The organism is Bacillus sp. (in: firmicutes), assembly GCA_012842745.1.
Lineage (GTDB): Bacteria > Bacillota > Bacilli > Bacillales > Bacillaceae_J > Schinkia.
The window spans coordinates 16,680-30,345 of sequence record DUSF01000007.1 but is presented as its reverse complement, the minus strand read 5'-3'; the positions used below and the strand labels follow the sequence as shown (position 1 = coordinate 30,345).

General features: G+C 33.5%; 11 protein-coding genes. All 11 read left to right on the top strand.

The window, feature by feature from the left end; genetic code table 11:
• Window positions 1–546: 546 nt before the first annotated feature.
• Window positions 547–693 (top strand): hypothetical protein, encoded by a 147-nt coding sequence (locus GX497_01505; protein ID HHY71911.1) that lies wholly within the window; start codon window positions 547–549, stop codon window positions 691–693.
• Window positions 694–1,013: 320 nt separating this feature from the next.
• Window positions 1,014–1,496 carry a tetratricopeptide repeat protein gene (locus tag GX497_01500; GenBank protein ID HHY71910.1) on the top strand — a complete coding sequence of 161 codons (483 nt, stop codon included), beginning with the start codon at window positions 1,014–1,016 and terminating at the stop codon, window positions 1,494–1,496.
• A gap of 10 nt (window positions 1,497–1,506) precedes the next feature.
• The gene (locus tag GX497_01495; protein ID HHY71909.1) at window positions 1,507–3,135 is read left to right on the top strand and encodes an O-antigen ligase family protein; all 1,629 of its coding nucleotides are present in this window, start codon (window positions 1,507–1,509) and stop codon (window positions 3,133–3,135) included.
• Between the two features lie 152 nt (window positions 3,136–3,287).
• The gene (locus tag GX497_01490) at window positions 3,288–3,818 is read left to right on the top strand and encodes an ArsR family transcriptional regulator (protein HHY71908.1); all 531 of its coding nucleotides are present in this window, start codon (window positions 3,288–3,290) and stop codon (window positions 3,816–3,818) included.
• A 31-nt stretch (window positions 3,819–3,849) separates the two neighbouring features.
• On the top strand, window positions 3,850–5,193 hold the full coding sequence (locus tag GX497_01485; GenBank protein HHY71907.1) for a nucleotide sugar dehydrogenase: 1,344 nt from the start codon (window positions 3,850–3,852) through the stop codon (window positions 5,191–5,193).
• An 18-nt stretch (window positions 5,194–5,211) separates the two neighbouring features.
• Window positions 5,212–6,000 (top strand): ABC transporter permease, encoded by a 789-nt coding sequence (locus tag GX497_01480; protein ID HHY71906.1) that lies wholly within the window; start codon window positions 5,212–5,214, stop codon window positions 5,998–6,000.
• Window positions 5,993–7,801, top strand: a complete 1,809-nt coding sequence (locus GX497_01475; GenBank protein ID HHY71905.1) for an ABC transporter ATP-binding protein — start codon at window positions 5,993–5,995, stop codon at window positions 7,799–7,801. Before GX497_01480 ends, GX497_01475 begins: the two co-directional genes overlap by 8 nt.
• Window positions 7,802–7,807: 6 nt before the next feature.
• The gene (locus GX497_01470; GenBank protein ID HHY71904.1) at window positions 7,808–11,095 is read left to right on the top strand and encodes a methyltransferase domain-containing protein; all 3,288 of its coding nucleotides are present in this window, start codon (window positions 7,808–7,810) and stop codon (window positions 11,093–11,095) included.
• A gap of 1 nt (window position 11,096) precedes the next feature.
• Complete coding sequence (locus GX497_01465) at window positions 11,097–11,903, top strand: hypothetical protein (GenBank protein HHY71903.1); 807 nt, start codon at window positions 11,097–11,099, stop codon at window positions 11,901–11,903.
• Window positions 11,884–12,690: a hypothetical protein gene (locus tag GX497_01460; GenBank protein HHY71902.1), complete on the top strand. Its 807-nt coding sequence runs from the start codon at window positions 11,884–11,886 to the stop codon at window positions 12,688–12,690. The genes GX497_01465 and GX497_01460 overlap by 20 nt, the downstream gene beginning before the upstream one ends.
• A 41-nt stretch (window positions 12,691–12,731) precedes the next feature.
• Window positions 12,732–13,661, top strand: a complete 930-nt coding sequence (locus tag GX497_01455) for a hypothetical protein (protein ID HHY71901.1) — start codon at window positions 12,732–12,734, stop codon at window positions 13,659–13,661.
• Window positions 13,662–13,666 lie beyond the last annotated feature (5 nt).

Genomic DNA, 13,666 nt, shown 5'->3' with positions numbered 1-13,666 from the left:
GAAAAGCCCCCTTTTTGGTAGTAGTTCTTCGACAGCTCTATTATACCAAAATCAGGGGGATTTTCTTTTGTTTTTATATTTTGCGACTTAGTTTCCAGTTATTTAGGACATGTTTTTCAGTGGTCTCGGACAGGTTCACTGTCCCGCCCGTTTTTTTCTGGGGGAGAGGAACAGATTTCCCCCCCTACCTGTTTTTTCTAAATGACGGCCATGATTTCTTATTTATTGTCTTGGATTGATTAATTCTCATCCAAAAATGACAGATTATTGTCTGGACTTAGCAAGTTATTGTCCGAAATTGTCTAGTTATTAGCAATCATCATAAACTGTAAACGGAATGATCTAAATAATGTGGAATAAATCTAAATCCATGCTAATTAAAGAACAGGAGTACCAATCACTTTCAAAGAAGTGATTGGTACTCCTGTTATATTTTTCATAGATTTTCCCAACTAGTCCTGCTACAATCATCGTAGTTGCATATTGTTAGGGTGGTTGGTTGTCACACTTCTTTCTGTTTTTTTATATGGAAAGGAGGTGATAATTATGGAAACATTTCTTGAATTCATACGAGAAGTTCTGAAAGGGATTGTGCGTGAAACTGGCGCCTATTTCTTTCGGAAAAATGTATTAGAAAACAAGAAAACCACCCAACGCCGTCGCAAGCCAAAGGGTGGTTCTCACAAAAACTAAACATTTTTAGACAACCACCACCCTGACGGTAGCAGCTACCTTGAGAAGCGTTTCCCGCGCTTCTCTTTTTTATTATATTTCCATTATATATGAATTTATTCCGAATGGAAAGACATGAAGGAGAAATGCTTAACTCAAACGAAAAATTTTAAATATAATTTTCCCTTGACATATGAGTATATTGGGCAATTTTACGATATGAGAATCACACTTCCAAAAGATAGTTGTCATATTTTGTTGTCGAAAACCTTGAACTATTTTTATATATGAACTAAAATTTACTTATGTTTACAAGTTACTTTAACAAAGGAGTACAAAGGATGAATTATATGAGTTCCAAAACGATACAGAATATTTTCTACGGAACGGTTATACTTGTTATAATTGGATTGGTATATACGAATATAGCGGGAAATAAACAAGATAAAACTTTTAAAGCGGATAGTGAGCAATATGAACAGGCATTGCAAATGATACAATCTGAAGCCGTTGCTACAGGCATTGAGATGTTAAATGAGTTAACAGCTAAGTATCCAGAGGAATATGCTCTTTATTATCAGCTTGGTTTAGCGTATTCCGCGACGACCGATTACCAAAAGGCAGCCCTCAATTTTCAAAAAGCGATAGATAGTAGACCAGCTTTATTACAAGATACACAATTTACTTTTAGAATGGGCGAGGCACTTTTTCATATTGGTGAGTTAGAAACTTCACAAAAATACTTATCAATGCCAGTTCCTGAGTCGTTCCAAGCAGAAAAAGATAGATTATTGCAAGAAATTCAAAAGCAAATAAAGTCTTAAAGGAGTTACTATGGATTACAAAAAGTATTATAAAAAATCAACCGTTATCAGCTCCCGTGAAACGAATAATCATACGTTAAGTATCGGAGATATAAATGAAATAGAGAAAATTGATAAAATTATCTACTATTTATTGCTTGCAGCATTGCTAATTATTCCGATTTTTATAAAAGCACATATTGGAGAGTTCGTCAGTCCGCACTTAACGTTTATGAGCACAGGTATGCAAGCGGATATTTTTTCCTATTTTAAATTTATCTTTCTGTTCATTATAACAATAGTAGTTGGGATTTTATTCTTGTACAAAGTATTATTTTTACGTTACGAAATTCCGAAAAGCAAGGTGCATCTTTTCCTAGGTATTTTAGCAATCGCCGTTACATTATCAGCTGTTTTTTCACCTTACAAAAGCCTTGCGTTACAAGGAATGTATAATCGCAATGAAGGAACATTAACTTATATTTGCTACTTCATTGTCTTTTTTGTCGCAGCAAATGTAAAGTATTCGAAGACGCAACTACATGGATTTCTTTACACATTATATCCATTTGTTTTCATTAATATGTGGTTAGGTTACGCCTTATTTAAAGGAAAAGACCTTTTGCAAGTTGGTTGGATTCATAATTTTATTCTGGGCTCGATTCCGGAAGGGGCAAAGTTATCGGAAGGCGCAAAGATTTGGGCAACGGTGAGTAACCCGAACTATATAAGTGGGATTGGCGCCGTGCTAGCGGTCTTGTTCTTAACATGGGCAATTTTTGATAATAATAAAATCAGGTCTGCAATAAATGTTGTTGTTGCTGTTATGTCGTTTGGGATGGTGTTGACATCGTTTTCGACGAGTGGTTTTTTGACATTGTTAGTTTTGCTTCCTGTTATTTTTATTCTAATATTCTTAGATGGGCAAAAAATAAAATCGTTTGCCATATTGATAGCATTTATAATTCTTGCGACATCAATATACATCCCTTTGGCTAATATGAATCCTAGAGTATGGGATGAAACATTTGGTTTCATAATTGAAAGTAATCCATTTAAGAAAGACCAACTTTCTTACAATGGTGGAACTGATGCAATCGAAACAAATATCCAGATTAATAAATTTAATCCATTTCAAACAAATGTAGCCTTTGCGGAAGGTCAGAATCTAAATAAATTTCAAATACCTGATATACCGGAAGCGGGTGTAAGTGCTGGTACAGGTCGTTTGTACATTTGGGAAAAGACGTTTGAAACTGCCATGCAACGACCAATACTAGGGTATGGTTTTGATACGTTTTCATACATTTTTCCGCAAGATGATATTGGCAAAATCGCGGGTATAGGAAATTACGAGGAAACTGTGGATAAACCACATAATATGTTTCTCGGTGTATTAATTGGATCGGGGATCATATCATTAATTGTATTTATTCTGTTGGTTATTTTAATTTTACTGTCAGCCGTAAACATTCTTTGGCAACAACGAAAAATAGACAACAAGAAAAAAGCATTGATAGTAGCTCTCTTTACAACATCCATAGCATACCTCGTTCAGGGGTTGTTTAATGATTCGGTCATTGGATTAGCGGTGATATACTGGATATTATTTGGAGTACTCTTCTCGCTAATTAGGAATGAATTAGTCAAGGGAAAATAAATTACAATTAGCTGAAGGATATGCCATTTGAGGTTTTCACTGGCATTGACAAAAACACCTTTTATGAGTAATAATATTACTCGTGAAAGGTGTTTTTCAGTGTCGAAAAAAGTAGATTCATAATATTTATTTTAATAATGGGGTTGGCAAGTTTGCTGGAGCACTTAATTACGTCGAAGACTAGAATAAAACTATTGTTGAAATTTTTTCTAAACCCGAATGCACAAGGTTATTTGCGGGGCTTAGCGGAGGAATTTGATGAGTCCACGAATGCAATTCGAGTGGAGCTAAATCGACTAACGGAGGCTAATCTCCTTGAAATGAAGTCAGAGGGACGAACGAAAATTTACCAAGCGAATCAAAAACACACGCTATATTCTGATTTACATAGCATTGTGAAGAAAATGCTTGGTATCGATCAAATCATTGAAGAAGTCGTAATGAGGCTTGGGAATGTTGAATATGCTTTGATAACCGGTGATTATGCTAGAGGTATTGATTCGGGAACCATTGACCTTGTTATTGTCGGAGAAATTGATCAAGAGTACCTGAATGTTTTAGTTGAAAAATCTGAACAACTAATTCATCGAAAAATTCGAACTCTTGTACTAACAAACAATGAGTTTATAAAAACAAAAGAAAAATTCGACAAAGAAAAAGCATTAGTTGTATGGAGTATGTAATAATTCTTTTATAAATAAAGGGGAAATTTAAATGACAGTCGTATCTTCAAAAGGTTTATCATCTTTAGCAGAGAGTTTAATAGAAAAATTCCATAACAAAACAGCAGTAATCGGGGTCGTCGGTCTTGGTTATGTTGGCTTGCCTTTAGCTGTAGAAAAAGCAAAGGCAGGATTTCATGTGATTGGATTTGATGTACAAGAGAAACGTACTGATATGGTGAATAACGGTATTAACTTTATTGGTGATGTTGTAGACGATGATTTGCGAGAAATTGTACAGAATAAAATGTTAAAAGCAACTACAGATTACTCGTTAATCAGCGAAGTTGATGCAGTCGCTATCTGTGTCCCGACACCTTTGGATATGTACCAACAGCCAGATACAAGCTATGTTCAGGCATCAACAAAGGAAATCTCTAAATATATCAAACCTGGAATGTTAGTTGTATTGGAAAGTACAACTTACCCAGGGACTACCGAAGAATTAGTAAGACCAATATTAGAAGACTCTGGTTTACGATGTGGCGAGGACTTTTTCTTAGCTTACTCCCCTGAACGTGTTGACCCGGGTAATAAACATTTTAATACGAAAAATACACCAAAAGTAGTTGGCGGCATAACGAATGATTGTACGAAGGTAGCTGCCTCACTTTATCGCTCTGTTTTAGATGGAGAGATTCATGAAGTTTCAAGTCCGGCAGTTGCGGAAATGGAAAAAATTTATGAAAATACTTTTCGCCATGTGAATATTGCATTAGCAAATGAAATGGCAATTCTTTGCAACAAGATGGGAATCGATGTGTGGGAAGTAATTGATGCAGCAAAGACAAAACCATATGGTTTCATGCCATTTTATCCAGGTCCAGGGCTAGGAGGGCATTGTATTCCAATAGATCCGTTTTATTTAACTTGGAAAGCTAGAGAATACAATTATCATACAAAGTTTATTGAATTAGCTGGGGAGATTAATAATTCGATGCCAGAGTTTGTAGTAGAGAAGATGGCTTCAATTTTAAACAATGTTAAGAAGCCTTTAAATGGATCAACTGTATTGCTTTTGGGGGTAGCCTATAAAAAAGATATTGATGATTTGAGGGAATCTCCAGTACTAAAGATTATCGAAATATTAGAGCAAAAAGGTGCTATCGTTAAATACCATGATCCGTTTATTCCAAGTCTAGTACACAACGGGAAGTGCTATGAAAGTATCTCATTGAATAAGGAAGAGTTGGAGAATTCTGATTTTACTGTTGTAACGACTGATCATTCCAACATAGATTACTCCTTAGTAATGGATTATGCTAATCAAATTTTGGATACTAGAAATGCGATGAAGAACATTACACAAGATTTAGGGAAATATTTCCGTCTTTAAATTAAGGAGCAGTTTTTTATGAATAATCCGTTTTCGCTACTTTATCAATATAGGAAAATATTATTTAACTTAGCGTTTAATGATATAAAGCAAAAGTATGCAGGTTCATTATTAGGTGGGATGTGGACAGTGTTATATCCACTTCTCTTTTTATCTGTGTATTTTCTTGTATATATAGCCATATTTAAAATAAGGCTGGAAGGACTATCGACTGTAGACTATGTTTTAATAATATTTTCAGGTTTAATTCCATGGTTTGGTTTTGCGGAAGCCATTGGTATTAGTGTTAATTCAGTCACGGCGAATAGTTCTTTAATTAAAAACACATTATTTCCGATTGAATTAATCCCAGTTAAGGTTGTGCTTTCTAGCATGGTATCGCAAATCATTGGGCTTGTGTTGTTGTTAAGTGTGTTAGCTTTTCGGGGACAGCTAAGCTTTTATGTTTTATGGCTTCCGCTCATTCTGTTTCTGCAAATTTTATTTACAATGGGCTTGGCCTGGATTCTAGCGAGCATAAATGTCTTTTTTAGGGATGTCGGTCAAGTCATTAACGTCATATTGATTTTGTTAATGTTAGTTTCCCCAATAGCCTATACAGTAGATATGTTGAATGAAAACTTGTTATTCTTTATGAGGTTTAATCCTTTATATTATATGATTCTAGTATATCGAGAAATCATTATGTATCAATCATTCCCTAGTGTCGATATAACAATCATCTTTGTGTTGATGTCTTTTATTGTATTTTATATTGGGTATTATATTTTTACACGCTTGAAAGTGGTGTTTTCTGATTATGTATAATGGTGACTACGCTATCTTAATTAATGGTGTTAGTAAAATGTTCAAAATGTATAAAAACCCCAAACATCGCATTCTAGATTTGTTAGGGTTTGGGAAATTCACAGCAGAACAATATCAAGAGTTTTGGGCTTTGAAAGATATTGATCTGAAAATAAAACGGGGTAGTAAAATAGCATTAATAGGTAGAAATGGCGCAGGGAAAAGTACTTTATTAAAAATTATTACTGGTATTTTACAACCTACTAATGGGACTGTATACGCCAATGGAAAAGTGTCAGCGCTCATGGATTTAGGCACAGGATTTCATCCGGAATTCTCAGGAAAAGAAAATATATTCGCTTCTTTAGCGTACTCGGGGGTAATTGGCAAAGAGGCCGAAGAAAAGTATGAAGAAATTGTAGATTTCTCAGAGTTAGGGGAGTTTATCGACAAACCTGTCAAGACTTATTCTGCGGGGATGTATGCTAGATTAGCATTTGCAACCTCAACTGCAATAGTACCGGAAATTCTCATAATAGATGAAATACTTGGTGCGGGAGATGCTTACTTTATAAATAAATCTATCAATAGAATGAAAAAGCTAACAGAGGGTGGAACAACGGTATTATTTGTCTCGCATGATATGGTGTCAGTTCAAAAAATGTGTGATGAGGCAATTTGGATTGACAAGGGTAATATTATCATGCAAGGGCACATATTAGATGTGTCAGCTGAATATATGGATTCCATAAGAAAACAAGAAGAGCGGAAACTAAGGTCAAGAAATGTTCGCCTTAAATCGAATGACTTTAGAACGCTAGAGGAAGCGTCTGAAGGTCAACTGGTTTACGTCCATTTAATTAGTGAAAACGGCTCTCCAAAAAATCATCACCCGATTTCAGAGATTAAGCTTTACTTTGAAAATAAGTTAATCCAATCTGTCCTTGTAGGTAGTGATGAAGACTCAAATAATGAAAATGCACTTTTTTTAATAACAGACAATGAGAGAATTAATTGGTCTGATCGAAAGATAAATGATGGCAACCAATATAGGAATTACGAGGATATTGGTGGAGAGTATCAACATGCCCTGTTTGCTTTCAAAGTAAATTCCTTTTCAGATATTAATAAATACAAGATAGAAATTACTTATAAAGACATATCGAATGAGGTAATAAAAGTTGAATATTATGAAGGAGAAACGTATAAGAAAATAGGTCAATTAAAAGCTGAAAACGATGGAATGTGGAAACAAACCGCCTTCATATTTAATGAAAATAGTAAAGGAAAAATAGACGAATTGAAAGATGAGGAAGAGTTGGAAATATTAGAACTCGAAAGAGAGAAGAATGTAAGAATATATGGCTCCGGAGAAGTGGTAATAACTTCAGTGAGCTTTTTAGACGAAAATGATAATGATAAGCTGATTTTTACTAGTAATACGAAGAAAAAAATTAAGATTAATTACTATGCTAAAGAGAAAGTATATAATCCAGTTTTCGTTGTTGCCTATTATCTATTAGACGGTACTTGTGCAATGCAATTAATATCAAATAAGGATGGTTTGGAGGTTGGAACAATTGAGGGCGAAGGTTCTATTGAAATAATCTTTGATCCTTTGTTATTAGGAAAAGGAAATTACTTAGTGTCTGTTGCCATCTTTAAGAATCTTAATCTAGTCGATAACCTTGAGCCGGAAGCTTATGACTTGCATGATAAGATGTATGAAATTAAAGTAGAGCAGCCATTTGGGTTAAATGTTGAATTGGGAATTATTCACCATCCAGTCAGATGGAATAAAAAAATACATGAATTGAGGTGAGTGCTCATGGAAAATAGAAATACAATTTATTACTTTGAGCAGCCAGAGATTTGGAATAGTGAAATATCTCCATATCAAAAGCAAGTTCTTAAAGATATCTTAAATATTATTCCATTGGACGTTAAGTCTGTGCTTGATGTGGGGTGTGGTAATGGGTTAATCACTAATATTTTGGCACAGAATTACAACGTTGTAGGGTTCGATAGAAGTATTGAGGCATTAAAAAGTGTACAATGTGAAACAGTTGTGGGCGATATAACTAATATGCCTTTTGAAGATAATTCTTTCGATTTGGTTATGGCAAACGATGTAATTGAACATCTTAATCAAAAAGATCGGTATAAAGGATTAATGGAGTGTTCAAGAGTTGCATCAAAATATGTAATTATTACAGTTCCGTTTATGGAAGATTTGAATCTAGGTACAACTAAGTGCGGAGGATGCGGAAGTTATTATCATGTTAACCATCATCTTGATTCCTTTAATTTAGAAGAAACAAGAGAGTTGCTTAATTCATTTAACTATAAGAACGTATTACAAGTCCTTAGTGGTGATACATGGAATGGTGAACCAGCAGAAGTTGTCTACTTAAAACGTCTACTCGATTTAGAATTTGCGCATTTTGAAGGCTCTATATGTCCGGAATGTGGAAGCAAAGAGATTGCGAAGAATACAGAAGATGAGGCAATAAAGTTTTCGGTGGATAAATTTTCCAGTAAGGTAATTTTGGATGATCCAACTAAATTCAATGTAGCTAATACATTAAAAACCGAGTGTATAAGTTTATTTGTTAAAGATAAACAGACACCACAATTAAGGAGAGTCTTTAATGAAACTAACCAGTTTGGTTATGTAGAGAAAAACGGGAAAGCTACACCATTGGAGTATGATAATGCAAATTCAGGATACATTGATTTTGCAAATGTAAAAAGGTATCAAAAAAGTTTTATTCCAAAGTTCTCTACTTTGCCCTATTTTCTATGTGAGTCCTCTAGCGATGTTGGTGTTTACGTCGATTTGGAGCATTCAGTAAAGTTCGGCTTTTTTTGTGGGGAGACAACTAATGAATTTATATCCTTGCATTTAAGTGGTTATGCTAAAGAGAATTGTACTGTTGTTTTAACAGTATTTGATGACTACAATTCCTATCATTTACCAGTTGAAAAGAATATTTCAACTGGAAGCTTTTTCATTGAATTTAAATTTGAGGATATAAGACCATCGATATATGGATATTTATTTGAATTAAGAGCTTTAAAGGGGAATTTAGAACTATCAAATGCTGAATTATCCAACGTGGAAACTAGAAAAATAAAGTTATTTAAAAATTCCTCAGAAATTGATTATTTCAGAATAGAAAGCAAATATAATATATTATCTAGTGTATCAAATGAAGTTGGCGGCTATATCGCCCATCATGATTGGTTAAATGACATATCGATTTTAAATAAATATGATAATGTAAAATATCGTTTGTTTGGTTTTAGTTCAAGTAAAAAGAAACATCTACCGGAATTATTCTTTGATTTTTATAAGAAGAAATCAGCAATGACTGATGGTGATCAAACAAGTCTTGAATTTTTGGAGAAAATAAATGGATTAACACAAGAGAATGCTAGAGTATCTATGGAAAACAATAGGATATCTGAAGAAAATAACAGATTATCAGTAGAAATCCAAAGAATAGTAAATGAAAATAAAAGAGCTACTACTGTAAATGAAAAATTAATGGTGGAAATAGAAGAAAAAACACAAGAAAATAATAGATTAAAAGAAAAGAATCAGATACTTAAAAATAAAAATGATCAATTGGAAATTTCAATTATTGATGAAGCAAATTCTCTTAGACAAGAGAATTTAAGACTGAAGTCCGAATTGGAATCTATAAAAAATTTCCCATTCTTAAAGAAAGTTGTTTTAAAACTTGGTAAAGGTACATTCGAGTCTTTTGAGGATTATAAAAATGCGGTAATGAATTTGGCGAAACCCTCCATTATTGATCAAAGCTGGAATGAAGTTAAAAAGGGAAAAAAATCGTTTGTTATGATTTGCCATGATCAACAAATCGACAGACGCATTATTCAACAAGCCCATGCATTAATGGGCGAGGGCTGGGTTGGGAAAATAGTGGCTTTATCCTTTGATTCAGAGGACAAGCTCGATCTATATGATGGAGTACCAATACACCGTATCGGGCTCAATAGAATAATCCCTGACTGTCCCGTTTATTGGAAATATCAAAAAAGAACTTGGAAAATAAAGCTGTTTGGAAGAATGACAAACGTATTAAATAAAATAAATTGGAACTGGTACAAAGCTAATTTATTACTGAAATACCAATGTAAGTCTGTCTATTATCCACTTCCTTTTGATAATGCATTTTATGAAGCGGCAAAAAATTACCAAGCAGAACTAATTGTTACACATGATTTACCGGCTTTAAAGGCAGGTAGGATTTTAGCGGATATGTGGGATGCAAAGCTTGTATATGATGCACATGAGCTATATAGTGAACAAAAGGTGTTTTCACCAACGCAACGGATGATTATGGATGAATATGAAAAAGAGCATTCTAAAAGGTGCGATGCAGTAATAACTGTAAGTGATTCATTTGGTACAGTAATAAAAGAAAAGAATGGTATACCTTCATTTAATGTCATTTTAAATGCAGTAGAATCAAAACCACTAGGGGGAAAAAGATTAAGATTACTGCATGATAAATTAAATTTACCTTATGAACATAAAATTGTTTTATTCCAAGGTGGAAGAGCTCCAAATCGAAATCTCGAGACATTAGTTAAAGGCTTTACATTAACGAAACAGGATAACGTACATTTGGTTTTCTTAGGCCCTTCAGATGAAGAATTAGAAAAGAAACTTCGAAGTTATGCAAAGCATTTGTTGGATAAAAGAATTCACTTTTTAGATTCAGTACCACAGGCTGAATTATTAAAGTATACAAATTCAGCAGACATCGGTGTTATTCCATATGCCTCTGTTGATCTAAATACAAAGTATTGTATGCCGAATAAAATGTTCGAATATATTCAGGCAGGTTTACCTATCTTAGCAAATGATTTGGTAGAGGTTCATAAAATAATAAGTTCTCTTGGTGGGGGCGGCATCATTACTAAATTAAACAATCCGAAAGAGGTAGCCGATGCAATAAATACTATGTTATTAAGAGATCTAGAGGATGATAGATCAAAATTAATGGCAGTTCGAAGTCGATTTTCTTGGGAAATTGAAGAGGGAAAATATAATGATATTATCAAAAAAGTAATGGGAGAGTAAGATGAAAATAGATAAAGACCTTGCTGTTTTAACTAGAGCTGGTTCTTCATTTGGTTTAGAGTATCTTAGAAGACTTAGAGAAAAAGACATAAAGCCTTCATTACTTTGTGTTGAGATTACACCGTTAAAAAAAAGGATAAAAACGGCAAAGTTTCTGGCAAAAAAGATAGGAATTGTTGATGCCTTTAAATATAATATTGTTTTTTGGAAGCCCATTATTTTAAGAAATATAAGCTTTGGCTTGTTAAATCCACTTCCGAATTATGAAGGGTTAGCTGAAAAGGTTGTATATTGTAAGAATATTAACGACAGTACAATCGTAGAATCATTGTTTAATAACAATATAAAAAAAGTAGTACTAGCACAATCTGGAATAATAAGAGAGCCTATATTAAATATAAAGGACCTTTGGATTATAAATTGTCATCCAGGTCGGTTGCCAGATTATAGAGGGGTAGATGTAATTAAATGGGCACTTGTGAAAAAGGGACCTATTGAAGTTACTTTACATGTCGTAAGAGCTGGCATTGATACTGGTGAAATATTGGAGAAGAAATTGATCCCAGTAGTAGACACCGACCATTGGACTGATGTGGAAAAAAGGGCTATAAATACATCAATTGATCTATTAGTTGATGCATCAATAAATGGGTCAGGACGTTATAAGTTAATACCAAATGAATATAAATCTAATGGGAAGCAATATTATCTAATGCCATATAAAATGCTTGAAAAGTTAAATGTAGAATGGCCATCTATTAGAGATTTTTATGTAAGGAGTAAGGATAATGACTATAACAATGGATAATCAGTTATATAAAGTATGGGAGAAGGACCCTCTTTTACCCTTTTATAATATAAATGGTTTGGAGAAAGTAATTCTTACATGTGATATTGATTGGGCTCCTGATTTCGCAATTGAGTATGTAATGAATTTAGTTGAAAAATACGATTGTAAGATTACAATGTTTTCTACTCACAAATCTGAATTATTATTAAACGCACCTGAATTTGTTGAGGTAGGCCTTCATCCAGATTTTACACGTCCCAACAACCAATCCGGCTTTGGGGAAAAGCTATTTAAATTGAAGGAAATATATCCGAATGCCGTAGGTACAAGAAGTCATAGGAATTTCTTTGGTCAAAATATTGCAGATATCGCTAAACAATATGACCTGCAATATGATGCAAGTGTATTTTTATGGAATCAGCCTCTTTGTCAAGTCCATAAAGATTATAACAACATGCTAAGGTTTTCTTATATGTGGGAAGATGGAATTCATTTAGACATGGGCCTCCCATTTTCTTGGGAAAGTATTTCATTAAGTAGTCCAGGATTAAAAATAGTCAATATTCATCCGATATTAATTTATTTAAATTCGGTAAATGAACAACACAGACGAAGTGTAACTAGTAGATATTCTGATTTAACTATTGCTTCTAAATCGGAAATAGACGTAGATGTAAACAAGTCCTATGGTATAAGGGATTTTTGGGAAGAACTTCTGAAATATATAAATGAAAATAGTATTAGTACTTACACATTGTCTGATGTTGCTAATTATTATCGTGAACAAGACACCGAAAATAATTAATCTTTAATTGCGAAAGAGCTTAAATATTAATTTATGAAAGGGTGTTTACTATCAAACTTAAGTTTTTCTTACTTAGTGTATTACTTGTTGTCTCTATATTAGTACCAAACGTTTACGCAGATAATTTAAAACAAAGACAGCTAGAATTTGTTATAAAGTTAAATGATAAAGTGCATCATATGTTAATTTATGGTCCAGGTCTTGATGGTGATGAGTCTGCTCAGGAACTTTTGGATTATGGGGAAGGTCACTGTGGTGACTTTAACTATTTATTAATTAGAGATTTATTAATGAATGGCTTTGAGGCAAGGTCTGTTGGGATAGATAGTGGATACAATAATGCCTCACATTCAAGGGTTGAGGTGAAAATTGGGGGAAGTTGGTACACATTCGATCCCACGTACAACACATACTTTCCTCACAGCACTGAAGATATGATCAGCAACCCGGAATTAATTAGTGATATGGTTGGTGTTCCGAACGAACATAGTTTCTATAATGATATTGAATTCTTTAAAAGTCCACAGAAGATTTATTATGAATATAATATGGATTATAGAGACAGAAATTTAGTTAAGGAGTCAAAAATATCCTCAACTACTTCTTTTTATGATGGATATGGTGTAGATCAACTAGCAGATGGAATTTACGATACCTATACGGGTGCTCAATCATATCAATTACCGCAAAGTCTAAATATAGATTTTGGGAAACCTCAAGATTTTTATAGGATTAAAATAAAATGGTACACTCCTCAAACTAGCGGGACATCATTTCTCATTGAATATATGGATGAGAATAGCAAATACAAAGAATTGATCCGTGAAATTGACTATAAAGATCCCGAAAATGATGGGGTATATGAAAAAGTCTTAAGTAAACCAGTAACATCCAAAAATGTAAGATTTACATTATTCGATGCAAACAAAGAAAAAAGAATACTCATAAGAGAATTTATGATTTTCCAATAAAAGGA

What these genes read in the sequence shown, in the direction of transcription:
- GX497_01505 (HHY71911.1), top strand. Translation starts at nt 547, where the DNA reads ATGGAAACATTTCTTGAATTCATACGAGAAGTTCTGAAAGGGATTGTG.
- GX497_01500 (HHY71910.1), top strand. Translation starts at nt 1,014, where the DNA reads ATGAATTATATGAGTTCCAAAACGATACAGAATATTTTCTACGGAACG.
- GX497_01495 (HHY71909.1), top strand. Translation starts at nt 1,507, where the DNA reads ATGGATTACAAAAAGTATTATAAAAAATCAACCGTTATCAGCTCCCGT.
- GX497_01485 (HHY71907.1), top strand. Translation starts at nt 3,850, where the DNA reads ATGACAGTCGTATCTTCAAAAGGTTTATCATCTTTAGCAGAGAGTTTA.
- GX497_01480 (HHY71906.1), top strand. Translation starts at nt 5,212, where the DNA reads ATGAATAATCCGTTTTCGCTACTTTATCAATATAGGAAAATATTATTT.
- GX497_01475 (HHY71905.1), top strand. Translation starts at nt 5,993, where the DNA reads ATGTATAATGGTGACTACGCTATCTTAATTAATGGTGTTAGTAAAATG.
- GX497_01470 (HHY71904.1), top strand. Translation starts at nt 7,808, where the DNA reads ATGGAAAATAGAAATACAATTTATTACTTTGAGCAGCCAGAGATTTGG.
- GX497_01465 (HHY71903.1), top strand. Translation starts at nt 11,097, where the DNA reads ATGAAAATAGATAAAGACCTTGCTGTTTTAACTAGAGCTGGTTCTTCA.
- GX497_01460 (HHY71902.1), top strand. Translation starts at nt 11,884, where the DNA reads ATGACTATAACAATGGATAATCAGTTATATAAAGTATGGGAGAAGGAC.